At 42.3% G+C, this 20,401-nt stretch carries 22 protein-coding genes; 7 read left to right on the top strand and 15 right to left on the bottom strand.

The window, feature by feature from the left end; all coding sequences use genetic code 11:
- Positions 1-4: 4 nt before the first annotated feature.
- Genes rpsS through rplC form a run of 5 tightly spaced genes read right to left on the bottom strand, consistent with a single transcriptional unit; the run spans position 5 to position 2,651 of the window.
- Positions 5-271, bottom strand: coding sequence for a 30S ribosomal protein S19 (gene rpsS / locus AC1DXF_RS18410; RefSeq protein ID WP_076377419.1), 267 nt, complete (start codon positions 269-271; stop codon positions 5-7).
- On the bottom strand, positions 271-1,098 hold the full coding sequence (rplB, locus tag AC1DXF_RS18415) for a 50S ribosomal protein L2 (protein ID WP_477450172.1): 828 nt from the start codon (positions 1,096-1,098) through the stop codon (positions 271-273). The genes rpsS and rplB overlap by 1 nt, the downstream gene beginning before the upstream one ends.
- An 8-nt stretch (positions 1,099-1,106) precedes the next feature.
- Positions 1,107-1,397, bottom strand: coding sequence for a 50S ribosomal protein L23 (rplW, locus tag AC1DXF_RS18420; protein ID WP_090643376.1), 291 nt, complete (start codon positions 1,395-1,397; stop codon positions 1,107-1,109).
- A gap of 2 nt (positions 1,398-1,399) precedes the next feature.
- Positions 1,400-2,032 (bottom strand): 50S ribosomal protein L4, encoded by a 633-nt coding sequence (gene rplD / locus AC1DXF_RS18425; protein ID WP_147052926.1) that lies wholly within the window; start codon positions 2,030-2,032, stop codon positions 1,400-1,402.
- Position 2,033: 1 nt separating this feature from the next.
- Positions 2,034-2,651 carry a 50S ribosomal protein L3 gene (gene rplC, locus AC1DXF_RS18430; RefSeq protein ID WP_477450173.1) on the bottom strand — a complete coding sequence of 206 codons (618 nt, stop codon included), beginning with the start codon at positions 2,649-2,651 and terminating at the stop codon, positions 2,034-2,036.
- Positions 2,652-2,981: 330 nt separating this feature from the next.
- On the opposite strand from rplC, the gene AC1DXF_RS18435 reads away from it, so the two are divergent.
- The gene (locus tag AC1DXF_RS18435) at positions 2,982-4,001 is read left to right on the top strand and encodes a hypothetical protein (protein WP_477450174.1); all 1,020 of its coding nucleotides are present in this window, start codon (positions 2,982-2,984) and stop codon (positions 3,999-4,001) included.
- A gap of 214 nt (positions 4,002-4,215) precedes the next feature.
- On the opposite strand, the gene AC1DXF_RS18440 is transcribed toward AC1DXF_RS18435, so the two are convergent.
- Both AC1DXF_RS18440 and AC1DXF_RS18445 read right to left on the bottom strand, forming a co-directional pair.
- Positions 4,216-4,542 (bottom strand): type II toxin-antitoxin system RelE/ParE family toxin, encoded by a 327-nt coding sequence (locus tag AC1DXF_RS18440; protein WP_477450175.1) that lies wholly within the window; start codon positions 4,540-4,542, stop codon positions 4,216-4,218.
- Positions 4,532-4,777, bottom strand: a complete 246-nt coding sequence (locus AC1DXF_RS18445) for a hypothetical protein (RefSeq protein ID WP_477450176.1) — start codon at positions 4,775-4,777, stop codon at positions 4,532-4,534. The genes AC1DXF_RS18440 and AC1DXF_RS18445 overlap by 11 nt, the downstream gene beginning before the upstream one ends.
- A 318-nt stretch (positions 4,778-5,095) precedes the next feature.
- Between AC1DXF_RS18445 and AC1DXF_RS18450 the strand changes: the two genes are divergently transcribed.
- On the top strand, positions 5,096-6,517 hold the full coding sequence (locus tag AC1DXF_RS18450; RefSeq protein WP_477450177.1) for a C45 family autoproteolytic acyltransferase/hydolase: 1,422 nt from the start codon (positions 5,096-5,098) through the stop codon (positions 6,515-6,517).
- Between the two features lie 103 nt (positions 6,518-6,620).
- Here the strand turns inward: AC1DXF_RS18450 and AC1DXF_RS18455 are convergent, their stop codons facing one another.
- Positions 6,621-7,838 carry a serpin family protein gene (locus AC1DXF_RS18455; RefSeq protein ID WP_477450178.1) on the bottom strand — a complete coding sequence of 406 codons (1,218 nt, stop codon included), beginning with the start codon at positions 7,836-7,838 and terminating at the stop codon, positions 6,621-6,623.
- 56 nt (positions 7,839-7,894) lie between these two features.
- A complete protein-coding gene (locus AC1DXF_RS18460; RefSeq protein ID WP_477450179.1) occupies positions 7,895-9,568 on the bottom strand; it encodes an ArnT family glycosyltransferase in 1,674 nt (557 codons plus the stop codon).
- Positions 9,569-9,694: 126 nt separating this feature from the next.
- Here AC1DXF_RS18460 and AC1DXF_RS18465 point away from each other — a divergent pair, with 126 nt between their 5' ends.
- Positions 9,695-10,936: an alkaline phosphatase family protein gene (locus AC1DXF_RS18465; protein WP_477450180.1), complete on the top strand. Its 1,242-nt coding sequence runs from the start codon at positions 9,695-9,697 to the stop codon at positions 10,934-10,936.
- Positions 10,937-11,004: 68 nt separating this feature from the next.
- Positions 11,005-11,853, top strand: a complete 849-nt coding sequence (locus AC1DXF_RS18470) for a metallophosphoesterase family protein (RefSeq protein ID WP_477450181.1) — start codon at positions 11,005-11,007, stop codon at positions 11,851-11,853.
- 212 nt (positions 11,854-12,065) lie between these two features.
- On the opposite strand, the gene AC1DXF_RS18475 is transcribed toward AC1DXF_RS18470, so the two are convergent.
- The 6 genes from AC1DXF_RS18475 to AC1DXF_RS18500 form a co-directional block, all read right to left on the bottom strand.
- Positions 12,066-13,031: a Gfo/Idh/MocA family protein gene (locus AC1DXF_RS18475; protein WP_477450182.1), complete on the bottom strand. Its 966-nt coding sequence runs from the start codon at positions 13,029-13,031 to the stop codon at positions 12,066-12,068.
- A gap of 197 nt (positions 13,032-13,228) precedes the next feature.
- Complete coding sequence (locus tag AC1DXF_RS18480; RefSeq protein WP_477450183.1) at positions 13,229-14,296, bottom strand: hypothetical protein; 1,068 nt, start codon at positions 14,294-14,296, stop codon at positions 13,229-13,231.
- A 123-nt stretch (positions 14,297-14,419) separates the two neighbouring features.
- On the bottom strand, positions 14,420-15,310 hold the full coding sequence (locus AC1DXF_RS18485; RefSeq protein WP_477450184.1) for a class I SAM-dependent methyltransferase: 891 nt from the start codon (positions 15,308-15,310) through the stop codon (positions 14,420-14,422).
- Positions 15,311-15,526: 216 nt separating this feature from the next.
- Complete coding sequence (locus tag AC1DXF_RS18490; RefSeq protein ID WP_477450185.1) at positions 15,527-15,880, bottom strand: four helix bundle protein; 354 nt, start codon at positions 15,878-15,880, stop codon at positions 15,527-15,529.
- A gap of 140 nt (positions 15,881-16,020) precedes the next feature.
- Complete coding sequence (locus tag AC1DXF_RS18495; protein WP_477450186.1) at positions 16,021-16,773, bottom strand: ABC transporter ATP-binding protein; 753 nt, start codon at positions 16,771-16,773, stop codon at positions 16,021-16,023.
- The gene (locus AC1DXF_RS18500; RefSeq protein ID WP_147052939.1) at positions 16,770-17,501 is read right to left on the bottom strand and encodes an MlaE family ABC transporter permease; all 732 of its coding nucleotides are present in this window, start codon (positions 17,499-17,501) and stop codon (positions 16,770-16,772) included. Before AC1DXF_RS18500 ends, AC1DXF_RS18495 begins: the two co-directional genes overlap by 4 nt.
- Positions 17,502-17,715: 214 nt before the next feature.
- Between AC1DXF_RS18500 and AC1DXF_RS18505 the strand changes: the two genes are divergently transcribed.
- The 3 genes from AC1DXF_RS18505 to AC1DXF_RS18515 all read left to right on the top strand — a co-directional run bounded on the left by AC1DXF_RS18505 (position 17,716) and on the right by AC1DXF_RS18515 (position 20,339).
- Entirely contained in the window at positions 17,716-18,420 is a 705-nt protein-coding gene (locus tag AC1DXF_RS18505) for an SDR family oxidoreductase (RefSeq protein ID WP_477450187.1), read from the top strand.
- A gap of 345 nt (positions 18,421-18,765) precedes the next feature.
- The gene (locus tag AC1DXF_RS18510) at positions 18,766-19,359 is read left to right on the top strand and encodes a PspC domain-containing protein (protein WP_477450188.1); all 594 of its coding nucleotides are present in this window, start codon (positions 18,766-18,768) and stop codon (positions 19,357-19,359) included.
- Positions 19,360-19,361: 2 nt separating this feature from the next.
- A complete protein-coding gene (locus AC1DXF_RS18515) occupies positions 19,362-20,339 on the top strand; it encodes a LiaI-LiaF-like domain-containing protein (protein ID WP_477450189.1) in 978 nt (325 codons plus the stop codon).
- Positions 20,340-20,401 lie beyond the last annotated feature (62 nt).

Here is a 20,401-nt window from a genome sequence, read left to right on the forward strand (position 1 = left end):
CCTGTTATTTTTTCTTCTCTGCGTGACCGCGGAATGTACGGGTTGGAGCAAATTCTCCCAACTTGTGACCAACCATGTTTTCTGTTACATACACCGGGATAAACTTGTTACCATTGTGTACTGCGAATGTGTGACCAACGAAATCAGGAGAGATCATGGAACGACGTGACCATGTTTTTACAACTGATTTTTTGCTTGATTCATTCAAGGTCAGAACTTTTCTTTCCAGGTTATGATCAATATAAGGTCCTTTTTTAATTGAACGTGCCATTATTTTTTCCTTCTTTCAATGATATAACGATCCGACCCTTTTTTCTTATCACGAGTTTTGTAGCCTTTAGCTAACAAACCTTTACGTGAACGTGGATGACCACCTGAGGCTCTACCCTCACCACCACCCATAGGGTGATCTACCGGGTTCATGGCAACACCACGAACACGCGGCCTGCGGCCTAACCAACGTTTGCGGCCTGCTTTACCTAACACCGCGTTTGCTCTTTCGCCGTTTGAAACGGTACCGATAGTTGCCAAACAAGTTGACAGTATCATACGTGTTTCGCCTGAAGGCAATTTGATGATAGCATATTTACCATCGCGCGCCGAAAGCTGGGCATAAGTACCGGCGCTGCGGGCAATAACACCACCCTGGCCTGGGTTTAACTCAATGTTGTGGATGATAGAACCAAGCGGGATGTTCTTCAAAGGCATGGTGTTACCAACCTCTGGAGTAGCTGTCTCGCCGGCTACAACTACCGTTCCAACTGTTAAGCCTTCCGGAGCTATCATATATCGTTTTTCACCATCAACAAAATGTAACAGTGCTATACGTGCCGAACGGTTAGGATCGTACTCGATAGTTGCAACTTTTGCCGGGATATCAAACTTGTTACGTTTAAAATCAACTAACCTGTATGCTTGTTTATGACCACCACCTAAGTAGCGCATAGTCATTTTACCGCTGTTGTTACGACCACCCGATCTTGTGTTGGCTGATACAACCAACGACTTTTCAGGAACGTTTGTTGTAATATCTGAGTTAGATACATCAACTCTGAAGCGGGTACCCGGTGTAACCGGTTTAAATCTCTTTACTGCCATCTCTATAATTATATATTGCTGTAAAAATCAATTGTTTGTCCGTCATTCAAAGTAATGATCGCTTTTTTATACGTAGCAGCACGGCCAGATACGGCGCCTGCCTTAGTATTGCGAGTTTTAAGTTTGCCGACGTATTTCATAGTGTTTACCGCCTTAACGTTAACACCGTACATTGCCTCAATGGCGCCTTTAATCTGAATTTTGTTTGCTCTGTGATCAACTTTGAAAGCATAACGGTTAAGTTTCTCGGTTAATTGAGTTACTTTTTCAGTAAGTAGGGGTTTCTTTAAAATTTCCATAATTACTTAGCTAATGCTTCCTCCAAAGTTTTAACAGCGCCTGTAGTTAATAACAGTTTACCAGCGTTTAACACATCATAAGTGTTTAGCTGCTCAACCGAAATTACTTTCGTTTTCTTCAGGTTTCTGCTTGATAAATACACATTGTTATTTTCGGCGCCTGCTACTACTAATAATGTTTTGTCATTAGTAACATTCAGGTCGGCCTCCATTTTAATGTAGTTTTTAGTTTTGATGCTATCAAAATTAAAATCTTCCAATACTAAAATGTTGTTATCCTTTGCTTTGTATGATAAAGCCGATTTACGGGCCAGTGATTTTAACTTCTTGTTTAACTTGAAGCTGTAATCGCGGGGCTGCGGACCGAAAACGCGACCACCACCATTAAATAATGGAGATTTAACGCTACCTGCACGGGCACCACCTGTACCTTTTTGTTTATATAATTTGCGGGTTGAACCTGCAATCTCGTTACGCTGTTTTGCTTTATGTGTACCCTGACGCTGATTAGCTAAAAATTGCTTAACATCAAGATAGATCGCGTGATCGTTTGGTTCAATACCGAATACCGACTCAGGAAGCTGCACCTTGGCACCTGTTTCTTTACCTGATACGTTTAATACGTTTACTTCCATCTTATTTATCCACTATTACGAATGAACCCTTAGCTCCGGGGATGGAACCTTTAACAACCAACAGGTTTTGCTCAGCGTAAACCTTAATCACTTGTAAGTTCTGTGTTTTAACACGAACGTTACCGGTTTGACCTGCCATGCGCATGCCTTTAAATACACGCGACGGCCATGATGACGCGCCTAAAGATCCTGGCGCACGTAAACGATTGTGCTGACCGTGAGTTTGCATACCCACACCACCAAAACCGTGACGTTTTACCACACCCTGAAATCCTTTACCTTTTGAAGTACCAACCACATCAACAAAATCTCCCGCAGCGAAAATATCAACAGTGATAGTATCACCTAATGATTTTTCATCCTGGAAAGTTTTGAATTCAACAAGCTTACGCTTTGGAGTTGTACCGGCTTTTTGGAAGTGTCCTTTTAACGGACCAGAAGTGTTTTTTTCCTTTTTGTCGCCATATGCCAGCTGTACAGCAGCATATCCGTCTGTATCTACAGACTTAACTTGTGTTACCACGCAAGGGCCAGCTTCGATTACGGTGCAAGGAATATTCTTCCCTGTTTCGTCGAAAATGCTGGTCATTCCTACTTTTTTACCAATAATTCCTGACATTTCTTTAATTTGTTTGTGTCCATCGAAGCAGTAGGGCTTCGTTCAAGACATATTATTCCCCCCGAAAGGGACGGCAAAGATAGAAACTTTACAGTAATAATCAAATAGTTAGTGAGTTATTTTTTTATAAATTTTATGTAGTTGTTTTAACCTGCATTTTCGAGTTATCTTGTTGGAGCCTAATTGATTTAAATTGATGTAAAAGCAAAGTAGTTTATCGTATTTTGCCATGCGTTAATATAAGCACACGTAGGCGTAAATATCGGATGTCAAATTACACGCGTTAGCTGATTTTATCTAATAAAACAACATCAATAAAAAGACTATATTATGGCTGTAGCCTCATCTGCCCGAAACATTATTTTAATTACCATAATAGCCATTTTGATATTTTTTGGTGGATGGGCATTACTACATGCGGTGGCATTAAACATGAGGAACAAAGTTGCAGATGGCTTGCTGGCCGATTTTATCGTTACTTTTCCTCTTTTATACTACCTTATAATTATTCGCCCCTCGCGAACATCCGCAAAACGGCTGTTGTTTGTTGTAAGCATATGCTCGGTGATCGCCTACATAGTGCTTCCCACGCAGCAAAAAGCATATATATTGCAAATTCGTAAACTATCGGCCCTTGCCGAACTGATATTTGTTATATACGCCTTCACGAAATTTAATAGGCTACGATTAGCGTATAAAGCACAAAAGGCACTTCTCCCCGACCCTATTTACAATCTGCGACTGGCAATGGTCAACACCATGGGCGACTCGTTAGGCGTAAAAGTTATTGCTTCGGAATTGGCTGTCTTAAAATATGGCTTGTTACTATGGACGAAAGAAAAACCGGCGCTTACACAAAGCCGCTCATTTAGTACACATTCAGATTTTGGTTACATAGCTATTTGGTGCATCCTTTTCGTGGCTATTATGGTCGAAACGTTTGCCTTTCACCTGCTGCTGCTAAAATGGAGCCATTTGGCGGCCATGATCGTTACGGGACTTACCCTTTACGGTGTTATTTTCCTGGTTGCCGATCTATCCGCAGTAATTAAAAGACGGGTGGAAATTAACCAAAGCACGTTGCTTTTACGCACAGGCTTACGCTGGCGAGCAATAATTGATATAGCTAACATTTGCTCCATAAACAAAATTGTTAACGATTACCATTCAGATGATATTTACTTTAAAGGGGGAATAATAAAAAGTAGTGGCAACCTCCTTATAACTTTTAAAGAACCGGTGCAGGTAGATAAGCTGTACGGTAAAAGCAAAATGGCTAACACTATATTGATGAACATTGACAATTACGAAGCATTTGCTGAAATCATAAATACTGGAGAAAAAGCTTAATTGATATTTAAGGGCAATGCCTGCGGCCCGGGCTGTTCGCTTATACTGCACAGGCATTAAACTCAAGGCCGGTATTCGCTGCCATCCCTATTGCGGAAATGCGCAATGGACAAATATTTACGTTGGGTAAACGTCTATTTTGCTTTCGTTTATTAAAATCACCGTCCTTTTGAACCAAAATCTCCCTCAGAATATTAAAATCAATAGCCGGACTTTACTTAATGCTTTTAAGCCTTGTCAATAATTCATCTTCTGAAATATTACCTAAGTCCGTTTTATCATATATAGATACCAGGAAAATTTCCTCATTCACAAACTTAACATATGTTATTATTCGGGCACCGCCAGATTTTCCCTTATTTTTAGAGGCTATCGCCATGCGTATTTTGTAACAATTATTGCCTATTGATTCACCCATCCGGGGATCTGCATCCAATAAACGTATAATTATTTCTAAATCAGCTTTTAAGGAAGGGTGACGTTTCAAAAGCTTTTTAAACTCGCGCTTAAAGAAAGGCGTAAAAACAACGCTATAGTTCATTCAATAACTCGTCAATTGTTTTAGGGTTAGTTGTATTAGGCTTATACTGATTTACAAACTCGATAGCTTCATCAAATCCTCTTAAAAATTCTTTTTCTTTAACAGTTAATTTTTTTTTGGCCTTATCCAGTTTTTCATCTTCCTTTACGGCAATCACCTTTCCCCCTAACTGCTCTACCACATCAGCCAGTGTCTGTCGTGCTTTTTCGGGTACTTCAATTGTAAACGTTGTCATATAACAAATTTAAACATTTTATCACAAAATATAACAGACGTTCTACTTGGCTTTTAAATTACATCCATCGAGGAAATTGCTTTTAAACTTTTTCATCCGCAAACGGTCAGCCTTTAAAAAATAATATACTTTTAAGCTGCCTCGTAGAGGCTACCTGTTTGTAGAAAACAAATAATTAATACTTTTTTGCTCCTTAGGAGCTACCTTTCTTCAAGATCAACTTTTAAATCGATTTCGTTGTTACATCCATAACCTCCTTCGATATTATCATTTTCTTTCCCTATATTCATCCATCTAACAATTAAGCAGTTAAACACGATGAAACACTTTGCCCAAACGCTTTCCATCATCTTTATCACCACCCTATTATTTGCCTGCAAGCAAAAACCCACAGAAAAAACTACCGTAGCACATGACCGCATGGGCAAAGCCTCCCGTGAGGACAAAAACGGATGGGTTTACGTGCACCTGGCGGGTTCGCCTGCCGATATCGGCTACCAGCACGGCTACCTGTTATCTAAAGAAATTGATACGTTAATAAAAGTGATGCAGTATTACCTGCCCTATACCAGCAAAAAGGATTGGGCATTTTACCGCAAGGCATCGGCCCGATTTATGTGGGGCAAAATTGGTAAAGAATACCAGGACGAGATCCGCGGTATCACCGAAGGCTTGAAAGCCAAAGGCATGAATTATGACACATTGGATATCACCGCGCTGAATGCCAACATCGAGCTTGCGCAATATTATGTCCCGGGGTTGATGAATAAAGTAAAACCAGGCAGCGGCGATAATAAAGCCCCCGGCAATTGCAGCGCCTTTATAGCCACAGGTAAGTATACCAAAGATGGCAAAATAGTTATAGGCCATAATAACTGGACAGATTATATTGTGGGCGAACGCTGGAATGTAATTGCCGATATCGTACCCGAAAAAGGCAATCATATATTAATGGACACCGCACCTGGCTTTATCCATAGCGGCGACGATTTTGTGGAAACCAGCAGCGGCATTGTAATAACCGAAACCACCATTACCGGTTTTAAAGGTTTTGATACCACCCGCACCCCCGAGTTTGTACGTGCCCGGAAAGCAGCCCAGTACAGTAATAGTATTGATGATGTGATAAAAATAATGACTACCGATAATAACGGTGGCTATGCCAACGACTGGCTGATTGGCGATACCAAAACCAACGAGGTGGCCAAACTGGAGCTGGGCCTTAAAACCATGAAAGTATGGCGATCAAAAGATACCGCCATGATAGGCTCCAACTTCCCTGCCGACCTCAACCTGATAAAACAGGAAACCACTTTTGATGTAAACGATAAAACCAACTCGCCCAACGCCCGCAAGCTCAGGATGGAAAAACTGGTTTGCGTGAATTACAAAGGCAAACTGGACGCCGCAAACGGCAAAACGATAGAAGGCGATACCTTTGATGCGCTCAACAATAAAACCGCGCTAAACCGTTGCGTTATTGATGGTCATATTGACAAAGACCCCAAAGGCTGCCCCGAGTGGAGCGAAGGCCCCTACTACCCTATGGGCGCCGTACAGGGCAAAGTAGCCACTGCCGATATGATAAGCAAACTACAACTATGGGCGCATATGGGCCACCCAAGCGGCGATGATTTCCTGGCAGCACCCTTCCTAAAGCAACACCCTGAATATAATTACCAAGCCAAATATTTGCGCGATATGAAAGCCTATCCGTGGACGTTGTTTGCCGCGAAATAAAATCAGAGTTTGTAGAATTCAAAATGATGAACACAAAAAAGCCTTGCAGGTTTGAAACTTTGCAAGGCTTTTTTGTTTTAAATATGGTAATGTATCGGCATTGCTACTTCGTTGGGTCATTCACTACTCCTGTAAACAACACCAGTCCGGTTTTCATTTCGCGGATTGCAAAAATAAAGGGATGGTCTAAATTAAAGTTATAAGGCAAAACAGCAGTGGTGCCAACACTTACCGAAGTTACGGCAGCGGCAGTTGTACCTTCTTCGTTAACCTCAATATATGCTTTATGTTTTACTTCGGTAATAGTGAGGCCACCGGCGCTTAGCCGGCTAAAATCGGCATGGTCGCTAAATGCATTGGCCATACCCAGGTTTGATAAAATCCCCGTTAACTCCTTATCATAACTAAACTTAAATTTGGGCATGCTTACATTAACATAACTGCCGGATAAACCAGTCATCAGGCTTTGCCATTTGGCAGAATCGAGGCCGGCTGCGTATTCCTGTACCGATTGAGAAGTTGGTGTTACTATTACCATACTGAATTTTTTATTGCTGTAGGGTAATTCCAGCACCCGGGCATCGTTAACAATATTAGTATTTAAAGGCAAATCAGTTTGATCCATGAAATCGGCCTGTACGGTACCGCCTGAAGGCAGGTAAAAAACACTTTTTTGGGTTTTAGCCGCATCAAATTTATTTGCCCAGCTGCCTTTAAAATAAATGGCGTTGATAAGGTACATTATTACACCATCCGTCGGTTTATCAATGATCGTAGCAATTTTACCGTCGGTGGCGCTACTTACCCAATTATTGATAACATCTTTGGTGCCCGCGTTCTTAAAATCGACAGATTCAATCCTGGCGTTGTAATTAGCAGAATTTGTTTGCAAAAATGCAGGCAAAGGGGTAAAATTATTGGCGTACCAAATGGAGTTAGCGAACTTTAAAGTAGTTTTTGAGTCGAGTTGCGGCAGCTCGGTTATCATTTTGTGGTAGTAACTATTTACCTGGTCTTCCGTAAAATTGTTAAAATCCATCGTGTTGCGGATATCATGCAGGGTTTGGCCAGCTGCTCCATTACTGGTCATGCCTATGGCCATGCTCACGCTTAACGGAGATATAAAAAGGTTATCATTACCATTCCCGCTTAAAGTAGCTTTAAATAGTTTAAGGGAAAAGGCATTATCTGCAGCAACCTTTTGCTGTTCTGTCGTGGTTAATACAAGATCTTTACCGGTATCGGGGGTGCTGTCAATTTTCTTACAGCCAGTAATTACAACGAGTGATAAGCTTAGGATGGAAATTGTTTTACGGATCATAAAGATAGGTTTATATCTACATTACGATAAACTATCCCCTAAACGCTACACCTGTTTTATTTTTTTGGCGATTGAATGATTGCTACCTCCATATTATATAATTCCTTATCACGGGTTGCCTTATTTAAAAATGCAGGAGCCAGGTGGGTAATTGCATAGCTTTTAAAGATTTTTAGCGGTTTTACATTATACCCTTTGTTAACATACTCCTTCATCAACCCTGCATCGGCATACAGTATTACCTGATTGGGCAGGTTAGCCATCCCATCCGGGGTGGTTTCTTTAAAAGAAGCGTCAAGGTAAAAGTTAAAATCATCGTGAAACTGGCCGGCAGTTACATATACGGGCAGCTTGCCCGGATTATTATGGTTGATGTAGATAGCCGCCTCGCTCCCACCCTGGTAATGCAGCAATGTGGGGTAAAAACACAGGTTTAAAAACAGGTTTACAATAAATGACGTCAGCACTGTTTTAAAAATGGTTTGCTGTATGCCTGTGGAAATACGGCCGGGCAAAAACAACAGCAACAGCAAAAACACCAAAATAATAGCCCCAGTTAGCCAGTTAAGGGCCGATGGCCTAAAAAAGTAGCCTAAAGCGCTTATAATAATCAACATGATTGTTATAACCACTGTTTGGGTGATTTGTATAGCCTTAATGTTTTTAGGCGATGCAAGGCCATAAAGATACTGGGCGGTAATGATGGCAAAAAAAGGGAATACAATATTAAGGTAATGAGGCAACTGAAATTGTGACGTCGAAAACAGTAAAAACGTAAGCAACGCCCCACAGATACAATACCACTCGTGCGATTGTACATTTTTAATACCCTTTTTGATGAACTGGAATACAGCTACAAACAATAAAAGCGACCAGGGCAAAAAAGCCCAAAGGGTAGTATGAATAAAGAACGACGGATCGCCACTCCCTTTGATGGGCCCTGTATTAAAAAACCGGCCAAACTGGCTATCCCAAAAAAAGAATTTAACCCCCGATACGCCTGTGCGGCCAAATACAATCTTTTCGGGATGCAGATCAAACTGTTGGTAAAGGCACCATATCTCGGGCAAAATAAAAATAAGTACCAGCACTATGGCCAACAACCATCGCCAGTGAAACAGCTGTTTCCATTGCCGGGTAATAAGCAGGTGACCAACAATGGCGCCGCCAATGGTGATTAGGGCAAACATTCCTTTTGTCATCACCGCGCAGGCCGTAAATGCGCAAGCCAGCAGCAGGTGCCAAATGCTATTGCCGCTTTGGGCCTTATAAAAATGATAAACAGCTGCAATAATGAGCCCTGTTAAATAAGCTTCGGCCCGTACATCGGTATTGGATAGGATGATATGCTGGGCGGTAAGTAATATCAGCACCGCCCACAACGCTATCTGTTTATTGTATAATGCTTTTGCCAAATAGTAGGTATAAACTGCTCCCATCATCATAAACAATATAGCGGATAGTTTATAGGCCCATGTTTTAAAGCCAAAAAACTTAAAAAATAAGGCAATTACCCAAAATGGAAAATGCGGTTTATCCAGCCAGTCGGAGCCCCAGGCATACAGGTCAGCGTAATCATTGCGCAACACCATGTTTTTGGCGATGGTTGCATAAAGGCTTGGGTCGGGGCCCATAATGGTGGTAAACAGGCCGCTGAAATTAATAACAACCGCCATCCCTATAAAAAGGTAAATCCACTTTGCTTGGGTTGCGCTTGTATCCGGTTTCATTTGTGTTGTAAAGATAAAAAAAATGCCAATCAGGCTTCGGTATACCTATACGCTAAGCCAAAACATAACAATTTATTAACTCAGCGGTTTTTTCTTCATCTTAGCTTAGCACATTAATACATTATAATGCAAAAGCGTACTCCACTATTATTGCTTAGCCTGCTTTGCCTGGCAACCATTACGTTAAACGCCCAAACGCGCGTAAAAAAAGCCGTATTCATTATTGCCGATGGCATCCCGGCCGATGTTATCGAAAAACTAAATACGCCCAATCTTAAACTAATAGCCGCGCAGGGTACTTATTTACGGGCGCATGTTGGTGGCGAAAAAGGCGGCTACTCGCAAACACCTACTATATCTGCCAACGGCTACAACAGCCTGCTTACCGCTACATGGGTTAATAAACATAATGTTTGGGGTAACGATATTAAAGCGCCTAATTACAACTACTGGAATATTTTCCGGATGTTTAAAGACGCATATCCCAATAAAAAAACCGCCATATTTTCAAGCTGGACCGATAACCGCACCAAACTCATTGGCGATAACCTGCCCGAAGCCGGCAGCGTTCATCCGGATTATGCCTACGATGGTTATGAGCTGGATACCGTAAAATTCCCACACGATAAGGCCGGCAATTATATGCACCTGATTGATGAACAAGTGGCATTATCAGCAGCAACATGTATTAAAGATAAGGCGCCGGATTTGTCATGGGTATACCTGGAGTATACCGACGATATGGGTCACCAGCATGGCGATAGCCCGCAATATTATGATGCAATAGAAAAAATGGACGCCCAGGTTGGCCGCATCTGGCAGGCTATACAATATCGCCAAAAAAACTTTAAAGAGGATTGGGTGATATTTGTTACTACAGACCATGGTCGTGATGAGCAAACCGGTAAAGGCCACGGCGGCCAAACCGCCAGGCAACGTAACACCTGGATGATAACCAACTATAAGCCGCTAAACAATTATGCTAAATATTATACACCCGGCATTGTCGATATCACCCCATCCATCAATAGCTTCTTAAATGTAAAAGTCCCGGAAGCACAATTGCGCGAGGTAGATGGAATCTCACTCATCGGCGCGGTGACTGTGGCCCAGCCAGACGCCAATTTGGTTCAGGGTTCGCTTGATGTGAGCTGGAAAGCCATGGATAGCAAAGGCAAAGTAAAGATCTGGGTGGCTGCTGCCAATAATTATAAGGACGGCAAACCCGATGAATATAAATTATCATCCGAAGTACCGGTTACTACCGAACATGCTTTAATCGATGTAAAAAACATGCCATCCAGCTTCTACAAGGTAGTTATTGAAGGCGAATTGAATACGGTTAACCGATGGGTTGTGGTGAAATAAAGCGGGGGAATGAAAGCCCGAAAGTTATTATCCAAGCGTTTTTTATTTAAAAATTCAACATTCATTAAATGAGCACCCGCAGAAACTTCATTGGCACAAGCCTTACCGGCATGGCGGCTTTAACTTTACTACCGGCTGTTAACTCATTCGCCAATACAGGCAACGGCTATCGGCGCAGCCCAAAAAACAAACTTAAACTACGCTTTGCGCTGGTTTCTGATATCCATTACGGCCAGCCCGAAACCGATTTTGCAACCAATACCGGCAATATGGTAAAGTGGCTAAACCAGGACCATGATAAAAATCACCTGGATATGGTTATTGTAAACGGCGACCTGGTACATAACCGCCCCGACCTGCTGCCCGAAATTAAATCCCGATATTTTGATAAGCTGAGTGTGCCATATCATACTATACCGGGCAACCATGACTTTGCCGATGCCTCGGTTTGGAAAAACAACTTTGGTTACGAGGATAAGTACACCCTTGAATTTGGCGACGTTGGTTTTGTACTGGCCAATACCGCCAACACTAAAGGCACCTTCATTTGCCCTGATAACGTATTTATAAAAGCGGCCCTTGATAAGTTTACCGATAAAAAAGTTGTGTTGGTGGTACTGCACATCCCGCCGATAAACTGGAATAAAAATGATGTATTTGTGGATTGTCCCGAAACTATCGAATTACTTCATAAATATCCCAACGTAAAAGCCGCCTTTCACGGGCACGATCATTTACTGGATGGCGTGCGTTATACCGGCAACAAGTTCCCTCATTTCTTCGACTCCCATATTGGTGGCAACTGGGGTACCGACTATAAGGGCTACAGAATAGTGGAAATTGATGAGCAAAACGCTATTTATACCTACCAGGTAAATGCCAGCCAAAACCCGGTGCTGAATTCAAATAAGTTTTAAGAGGGATAACTTTAAAAAAGGTAATTTAACCGCAACGCCAACAGACCTTATCTCCCGCGAGGTTAGCGCAGCGTAACTCGTGGGTAGACCTGGCCGAAGCCTGTGGCTTCGCGGTTCAGCTGAAAGCTGAAACCGTGTTGGTCACGGGTTAAAACCCCGCGACAGTTGGTCAGTTGGTCAAAGTCTTAATTCTTGATTCTAACCTCTTGACTCTATTTCTCACAAGGATATTTCAACCCCACCTGCGCTCTCGCCCTATCTATCATATCTATCATCTGGCGCGACATCTGATGTGGCACTACCGGGCTTTCCGTTAACCCGTTCCTTATCAAATTACAAAAGTGCTCCAGTTCGTAATTCAACCCTCCCGCAATAAAAGGTTCGTTGATTTCGACCGAACGGCCATCCAAATAATCAATTGTAGCCCTTGCCGGGTTCCACCAGTTTTTGTGAATGGTAACATGGCCAAGCGGACCAACTATCAGCGCATCGCCTTTGCCATGCAAATCGAAACCTGCATACAGCTGTGAATACCCACCTTTATGCATCGTTTGGAATATGGCAAACATATCAATACCTGTCTGGCCAAATCGCCCCATGGTTTGTACATCCTGCAAATCGCCAAGCCAGTCTATCGCCAAAAAAGCTTCATAAATACCTATCCCCATTAAGCTGCCGCCAACAAGCTGCAGGTTATAATTTGGATGATCGGGCGGGCAATCGGCAACAGCCGATCCGGCCCTTACATAACCGGCCGGCCCAATGGGATCTGTTGCCAGGTAGTCTTTCAGTTTGGTGTACAATGGATAAAAGGGCGGTTTCATTCCCTCCATAAATAATAAGCCTGTTGCCTTAACCACTTTTAAAACCTCATCCAGTTCGGCTAAGTTTACGGTGGCTGGTTTTTCGCAAAGCACATGCTTCCCCGCCTTAAGGGCAGCTATGCTATATACGGCGTGGCTATCCGGCAAGGTTGCAATATAAACGGCATCAATATCACTCGCCAGCAAATCGTCAATACTATAGCAAGCCGTTCCCCCATATTTACTTACAAAATCATCAACCGTAACGGCTCGCCTTGAGTAAGATGCCACCAACGCTACACCATCTACGGCGACAAAGCCCTGCATAAACCGTTGGGCTATCCGTCCGCAGCCTATAATTCCGAATTTGATCATCTTTTTCAAGTCTGTAGTCTTAAGCCGGTAATTTAGTTATCAGTCAAAAGTATATTAAAGCAAAAAGTCCCAGGTCAAAAATATAAATATTCCTGACATGAGACTTTTTACTGCGGACTTATACCAAATTGGTGAGCGTTGAATAGTTTGAGAACACTTGTCCTTTTAACCATTCACCACTCACTGCTCACCACTCACTACTGATATTGAATATAAATAGGGTACGGCTTATATCTTGATAAAACCTCCTCGGGCGTTAGCATATGATGAGGGGCTTTCTTGATATCGTTTTTGTAAAACAATTTGAAGCCTGTAAACTGTACCGGCTCCTGGTTAATGAAATAACGGTAGGTACCGGTTTTCAAATCTGGTTCGCCCCAGCCATCCATGTCCATTACCACCTGCACTTCGGGATGTAGTTTGATGCTTTTGTAATTGGTCACCATTTTCTTAGTAAAGCGATGAACCACCAAAATTTTAGCCGGCAGGCCGTTTTTCTTTACAATTTTTGCCAAATGGTCAGATACAAAGTTAATATCTGCGGCATCATAGGTTCCAATCTTTTTGCCGGGTTTGCTGCCATCTTTCATGGAAAACTCCGGATCCATACCAAAATGAACCTGTGGCATAGCCAGGTATTTATCGAATAAAGGTAATTCGGCCTGTATATTGCTCAAAGCAACCTGCACATCTAAAAAAACAATAGCATGCGCTTTTTTGGCCAATACCAATACACTATCAATTTGTTTAAACGGCATCCGGTAGCGGTATTTACCATCTTTTCCGCCATCGCCCTGGGCTACTACCGCTATGTAATGTAAAGCAGGCTGCACTGGCGTTTTAGGATCGGCTTTTTCCCAATTTTTAACTTCACCTTTTAATTTGGCCAGCATTTCCTTAGGGGGCAGTTCGCCCAAGATACCCATCTTTTTGCTATATAAGTTGCCATAAAAAGCAACTACACGCTTAAATGGCAAAATAGCACCACCTACAGGATATGGCGTGTTCTTAACCGGCCATCTGCCTGTTGTATCACCATGTGCATTAACTTTTATTAATGAATCGTACAGTTTTTTATCTACCGGCGGATATTCCGACTTTTTAACGCTAAGCGTGTCAGCAGCCTCGGCTGTGGCGGCATCGGTTTTAGCAGCGGTTTTCTTACTATCTGTTTTCCCGGTTTTGTCGCTTTGCGAACAGCCGGGTAATAGTATAACGGAGAATAAGAGCAGGGTTGCAGATAGTAGGACGTTTTTTAATTTCATATGTCTTCGAAGTTCGGTAAATGGCAGGTGTATGTAAGATGTATTGTAAATGCAAACTAATTTTCAGCTACTTATAAAGCAATAAAAGCCGCTTTAGTTTGCGGCAAATATAAATATTGATAATTAATTACTTTTAAGTTTATGAAACTTTCCAAAAACCCCAAGTGGTAATTTTGATCCTGCGGTGGCCTGCAAGTAAAGCTCTCCAATTTCCAGGTTTTCAACTTTCGGGAAAGCGCTTTTGATCAGGTTTTCAATAATGACTGATGAAAAACCAAGCGAATAAGTATTCAGGATCAGGAAATGTTCTTCCGGATCAAGCAGTTGGATTACATCGGCCATCATCTCGTTAATATTATCCTCCAGTTTCCATTTTTCGCCATTGGGGCCATTACCATAGGCAGGTGGATCGAGGATGATACCGTTATATTTTTTTCCCCGTTTCAATTCGCGCTTTACAAATTTTAGCGCATCCTCAACCACCCAGCGGATGTTGCTTAAGCCCGAAATCTCCTGATTTTCGTTGGCCCAGGTAACTACCTGCTTAATAGAATCCACGTGTGTGGTATCGGCGCCGGCAGCCTGCGCAATCAGCGAAGCTCCGCCGGTATAGGCAAACAGGTTAAGTACTTTGGGCTGCGGAGTTTTAAACCGTTTGATGTTTTGGGTAATGTAATCCCAGTTAACAGCCTGCTCGGGGAAAATACCCAGATGTTTAAATGAAGTTAACCCCAGCCGGAATTTAATGGCCGCATCGTTATTTTTGTACTCAATGTGCCAGCGATCGGGCGTTTTTTGGTCTTTTTTCACCCAGTCACCCGCCGTTGCCGACCTCCCCTTAAATTTGATATGATGTAAACGCTGCCATTCAGATGCCGGCAGGCCCTTGCTCCAAACGGCCTGTGGCTCGGGGCGTATCAATATAACATTCCCAAAACGCTCCAGCTTTTCAAAATCGCCGCAATCAATCAGCTCGTAATCTTTCCAGTGCGTTGGGGTAAGTAGTTGAATCATTCTTTTAGTATCAAGTAGTTAGTATCAAGTATCAAGACTGCTGCGCTTGTACGGCGCAAATTATCTTTTTTAGTATCAAGTAGCGAGTATCAAGTATCAAGACAGCTACACTTGTTTGGCGCAAATTTAGTATCTTTTTTTGGATAAGAGATTTGAATAGTGCATCGCTTCATGATCAATCCGATCAAAATCTTGATACTTGCGACTTGATACCAACTAAACGTTGAGGCTTTTTTGAAAACCGTATATTATCTTTTGAATCTCGGTGATCTGAATGCAGGTAGCATCTAATGCTTCTTGAGTGATATAGCCAAATTCTTTGGCAATTATAAATTGAGTTTCCAATTCAAAGGAAGAACCTAAGGCAATACTTAAAAACTGATATAATTCTTTATTTGATTTTCTGCCGCATCCTTCGGCGATATTTGAGGGGATAGAAATGGCCGCACGAACCATTTGGGAAATCAAACCGTACTTTTCATCGGATGGAAAATTTCGGCACAGTTGAAATGTGATCTTCGACACCTCGATCCCAACTTTCCAAACTTTTAGTTCCTTGAAATTGTGCATATCTTTTTAGTATCAAGTAGCGAGTATCAAGTATCAAGACAGCAGCGCCTGTATCTTTTTTAAAGATATTGTATTGGCCGATAATTCAAACTAACCAATAAAAAAGTCTTGATACTTGATACTAACTACTTGATACTCCCTTATAATTTCGCTTTCGCCGCCCGCATAAACCGGCTGGCAAATACAAAGTCGTTAAGTTCTTTGTTGTCGGTGTGGGCAATTTCCTTGTTGCTTCCCTCCCACCATTTTTTGCCCTGGTGCAGGAAAACAATATGGTCGCCTATGCCCATTACCGAGTTCATATCGTGGGTTACTACAACGGTGGTCATGTTATATTCTACGGTAAGCTCGCTTATCAGGTCATCTATCAGGATAGAGGTTACCGGGTCGAGGCCCGAGTTTGGTTCATCAACAAACAGGTATTTGGGCTGCATGGATATAGCGCGGGCAATACCTACCCGCTTTTTCATCCCGCCCGAAAGTTCGGATGGATAAAGTTTGTTTTTTCCGGCAAGGTTAACACGCTCCAGGCAAAAATTGGCGCGGTCGCGTTTTTCGGCCTTTGATTGATTGGTGAACAGGTTAAGCGGGAACATGATGTTCTGCTCTACAGTCATGCTATCAAACAAGGCAGAGTTTTGAAAAAGCATGCCTATGTGGGTGCGGATGGGTACGCGCTGCTCAAAACCCATATCGGTAAAGTTTTCGCCGTTAAAAAGCACATCGCCCTGGGTAGGTTCGTGCAGGCCGACTATACATTTCAATAATGTAGTTTTCCCCGATCCCGATCCGCCTATTATAAGGTTGTTTATGCCAGGTTCAAAAGTAGAACTGATGCCTTTAAGTACTTCGTTGTCTCCGAATTTTTTATAGATGTCTTGTATTTCTATCATAGGAAGAGGCGGGAGATAATTAAATCGAACATGAGTATCATTACGCAGCTAAATACAACCCCGCGCGTTGCCGCCTGGCCTACCTCAAGGGCGCCGCCTGATGTGTAAAACCCCTGGTAACTGCATATTGTAGTAATAATAAAGCCAAACACCACTGCTTTAACCATACATACGGTAATAATTACCGGGTTAAAGCCATCGGGCAAACCAATCAGGAAATCATCGGTAGTAACTTCGCTTGATGTAAAGCAGGCTACATAGCCCCCTATAAAACCCAATAATATAGATACTATAACCAACAACGGAAACATGGTAACCCCTGCAATCACCTTTGGCGATATCAGGTAGCCGGGTGCATTTACCCCCATGATCTCTAAAGCGTCTATCTGCTCGGTTACGCGCATGGTGCCTATTTGCGATGCCATACTTGAGCCGATACGACCGGCCAAAACCAGCGATGATATAGTTGGGCTAAACTCCAAAACCATACTATCGCGGGTGATACCACCTACAACGGATTTGGGGATTAAAGGAGAGATTAACTGGAAAGCGGTTTGAATAGTTACCGCGGCGCCAATAAATACAGATATAATCATGATGATTCCCAGTGAACCGATGCCTGCCGAAACCATTTCGCGCATTACTTCGGCCCAGTACACCGAAAATTTTTCGGGCTTTCGAAAACTTAAACGTAATAAAAGTATATATCTGCCTAAACTTTGAATCATAGGTATGTGTTAAAAATTGGATAAAATTACATTTTTAAATTTAGCTTCCCAGCCGCTATTGTTTAATTGCCTAAAATAGGCGCTTTTTGCAAGCTATTATTACAGCTTACGTAAATTAGCGCTTTAACGCTTCAACAACAGCAAATAAAACCGGCGCCGCTAACCCCGACGCTGCAATAACGAACATTTAACAAAAAAAATATAGTACGTCATCATGAAAAACGCCCTCATCACCGGTTCAACAAAAGGCATGGGCCGCGCCATTGCCGTAGCTTTTGCTAATGAAGGATTAAACGTGGCAATTTGTTCGCGAAACGAAAAAGAATTACAGGAATTCGGAGACCTGCTTAACAGGTCAAATCCCGGCATTAAAGTTTTTGTGCAGGTTGCCGATGGCAGTAACAAAGCGCAGCTACTGGCCTTTGCAGCGGCCGCACAGCAGGAACTTGGCTTTATTGATGTGGTGGTAAACAACCTGGGCACATTTATCCCATCGAGCATATTGGACGATACCGATGACACCTTTGATAAACAACTGAAAACCAATTTCATGCCTGCTTATGAACTTTATCGTTTTTTTGGCAAAACCATGATGACTGCACGCAAAGGGCACTTTTTTAACATCTGCTCGGTAGCTGCATTAAATCCTGTTGTGCAGGCCGGTAGTTACAGCGTAACAAAGTACGCACTGCTGGGCTTAACAAAGGTGATGAGGCTTGAAACACAGGAGCATGGGATAAAAGTAACTGCAATAATTCCCGGATCAACATTAACGGATTCGTGGAAAGATGCGGTTGTTGATAAAAACACCATGGTTTTGCCCGAAGACATATCATCGGCAATTATCAATATTTACAGGATGAGCCCCGGCGCAAACGTAGATGAGATAATTATCAAACCCGCGCCGGGCCAGTTGTAGATGTGCAGTGGGCAGTGGGCAGTGGGCAGTGGGCAGTGGGCAGTGGGCAGTGTGAAAAGTTGATTTGACAGAGATTGTTTTAACTATTTAACATAATCCAACTCACAACTCACAACTCACAACTCACAACTCACAACTCACAACTCACAACTCACAACTCACAACTCACAACTCACAACTCACAACTCACAACTCACAACTCACAACTCACAACTCACAACTTTTTCACCGCCGAAACCCGGCAGTTCACCGACTTGTTGGCCCTGCTAACCTATATTGCATAGGTGTTTTTGGCTACACACTATACCTTTATATCATCAAACACAAACTTGTACGATATTAATTATGGAAAAGAAACTATACCGGGACGAATACCGGAAAAAAATAGGCGGTGTGTGCGCCGGCCTTGCCGAATACTTTGATATAGATGTAGCCATTGTAAGGGCTTTATTTGTGATTACATTTTTTGCCGGGGGCAGCAGCTTTTTGGCATACTTTGTACTCTGGATTGTAGTACCTAACAAAAGCGTTGCCTACTTTAACCCGAATGTTGATTACCGTGTGCCGCCACAACAGCCGTTTAATCCTTTTGAGGATAAGGGTACTGTAAATCAAGGCCAACCCTTTGCGCCACTTACCCCTAAAAAATCATCCACACCGGCGGGCATCATTTTTGGATGTATCCTGATATTCTTTGGCGCGGTGTTCTTGTTCCATGAATTAGGTATCTTCCGCTTTTGGCATGTAGCCAGGTTATGGCCGGTAATACTGGTAGTTGGCGGACTGGCAATGATCGTATCGGGTCAAAAAAAACAGCCATGGGAGAAAGAAGGCTGGCAAAATACAACTGCTGAGCCCGAAGTAAATGCAACCGAACAGCCATTGAGTACAGAAGAGAAAAAAGACGATAATTTTAACAATACCCCTCCAACCGTATAACCATGAAAACCGACAGATTAGTACCAGGTACCATCCTGGTTTGTATAGGAGCTATCATATTACTCCACAACTTCCATGTTGTACAGTTTCAATGGATGAACATACTGTACCTATGGCCTATATTTTTAATTATAGGCGGCGTAAACCTGGTGTTTGCGGGCAACCGGTCGCCTTTGGCAACCATAATAAAACTGGCCGTAATAATTGGAGGTTTCTCGCTGCTGCTGTTTGGCAACTTTGGTAACCGTTATCATTTTTGGCCCAGCACTTTTATTCATTTTGATGATAATGATGATGATGACAACAACGATACAACCAATGTTGATCATGGTGTAACAAAAATTGAAGGTAGCAGCACTTTTAATAAAGATTATACCCCGGATGCAAAACTGGCACGATTGAACATTAGCGGAGGGGCTACCACTTATACGTTAAATGATACCACCAACCAGTTATTTAAAGCCGAAACAAAGGAATTTTACGGCAAATACGAATTCACTAACGATTTGGTAGATTCGGTTTATGTATTAAACCTCAGAATGAAAAGCAATAACAAGGATTGGCACTTTGATTCGGACGATAATAAATCAAACACCGCCGACATTAAATTAAATCCTAACCCTATCTGGGATATTAATGTAGAAACAGGCGCAACAAAAGTAAATTTTGATTTAAGTAAATTTAAAATAAAAAGTGTAACTTTAAAGGGTGGCGCAGCATCATTTGATGTGAAGCTTGGAATGCCTTTAACAACCACAAATGTAGAGATTGCAACAGGCATGTCTGAAAGTACTATCAATGTGCCAAAAGATGCGGCATGCAGTATTGAGGCCAATACAGGTTTATCTTCAAATAAGTTTGATGGTTTTACCAAAAAAGATGATAATACTTACGAAACAGAAGGCTTCAGCTCGGCAAAAAATAAGATCATCATTCACATAAGTGGTGCCCTGGCCGATTTTAAAGTAAACCGTTATTAAACCTGCCCAACCACAAACCGGGACAGAACTAATATATATTCTATTAACCGCTTCATGAAAAT

The sequence above is a fragment of the Mucilaginibacter sp. P2_A5 genome (assembly GCF_056404995.1).

Coding starts and splice junctions, on each gene's coding strand:
- rpsS (WP_076377419.1), bottom strand. CDS start 271: ATGGCACGTTCAATTAAAAAAGGACCTTATATTGATCATAACCTGGAA.
- rplB (WP_477450172.1), bottom strand. CDS start 1,098: ATGGCAGTAAAGAGATTTAAACCGGTTACACCGGGTACCCGCTTCAGA.
- rplW (WP_090643376.1), bottom strand. CDS start 1,397: ATGGAAATTTTAAAGAAACCCCTACTTACTGAAAAAGTAACTCAATTA.
- rplD (WP_147052926.1), bottom strand. CDS start 2,032: ATGGAAGTAAACGTATTAAACGTATCAGGTAAAGAAACAGGTGCCAAG.
- rplC (WP_477450173.1), bottom strand. CDS start 2,651: ATGTCAGGAATTATTGGTAAAAAAGTAGGAATGACCAGCATTTTCGAC.
- AC1DXF_RS18435 (WP_477450174.1), top strand. CDS start 2,982: ATGGCTGTAGCCTCATCTGCCCGAAACATTATTTTAATTACCATAATA.
- AC1DXF_RS18440 (WP_477450175.1), bottom strand. CDS start 4,542: ATGAACTATAGCGTTGTTTTTACGCCTTTCTTTAAGCGCGAGTTTAAA.
- AC1DXF_RS18445 (WP_477450176.1), bottom strand. CDS start 4,777: ATGACAACGTTTACAATTGAAGTACCCGAAAAAGCACGACAGACACTG.
- AC1DXF_RS18450 (WP_477450177.1), top strand. CDS start 5,096: ATGAAACACTTTGCCCAAACGCTTTCCATCATCTTTATCACCACCCTA.
- AC1DXF_RS18455 (WP_477450178.1), bottom strand. CDS start 7,838: ATGATCCGTAAAACAATTTCCATCCTAAGCTTATCACTCGTTGTAATT.
- AC1DXF_RS18460 (WP_477450179.1), bottom strand. CDS start 9,568: ATGAAACCGGATACAAGCGCAACCCAAGCAAAGTGGATTTACCTTTTT.
- AC1DXF_RS18465 (WP_477450180.1), top strand. CDS start 9,695: ATGCAAAAGCGTACTCCACTATTATTGCTTAGCCTGCTTTGCCTGGCA.
- AC1DXF_RS18470 (WP_477450181.1), top strand. CDS start 11,005: ATGAGCACCCGCAGAAACTTCATTGGCACAAGCCTTACCGGCATGGCG.
- AC1DXF_RS18475 (WP_477450182.1), bottom strand. CDS start 13,031: ATGATCAAATTCGGAATTATAGGCTGCGGACGGATAGCCCAACGGTTT.
- AC1DXF_RS18480 (WP_477450183.1), bottom strand. CDS start 14,296: ATGAAATTAAAAAACGTCCTACTATCTGCAACCCTGCTCTTATTCTCC.
- AC1DXF_RS18485 (WP_477450184.1), bottom strand. CDS start 15,310: ATGATTCAACTACTTACCCCAACGCACTGGAAAGATTACGAGCTGATT.
- AC1DXF_RS18490 (WP_477450185.1), bottom strand. CDS start 15,880: ATGCACAATTTCAAGGAACTAAAAGTTTGGAAAGTTGGGATCGAGGTG.
- AC1DXF_RS18495 (WP_477450186.1), bottom strand. CDS start 16,773: ATGATAGAAATACAAGACATCTATAAAAAATTCGGAGACAACGAAGTA.
- AC1DXF_RS18500 (WP_147052939.1), bottom strand. CDS start 17,501: ATGATTCAAAGTTTAGGCAGATATATACTTTTATTACGTTTAAGTTTT.
- AC1DXF_RS18505 (WP_477450187.1), top strand. CDS start 17,716: ATGAAAAACGCCCTCATCACCGGTTCAACAAAAGGCATGGGCCGCGCC.
- AC1DXF_RS18510 (WP_477450188.1), top strand. CDS start 18,766: ATGGAAAAGAAACTATACCGGGACGAATACCGGAAAAAAATAGGCGGT.
- AC1DXF_RS18515 (WP_477450189.1), top strand. CDS start 19,362: ATGAAAACCGACAGATTAGTACCAGGTACCATCCTGGTTTGTATAGGA.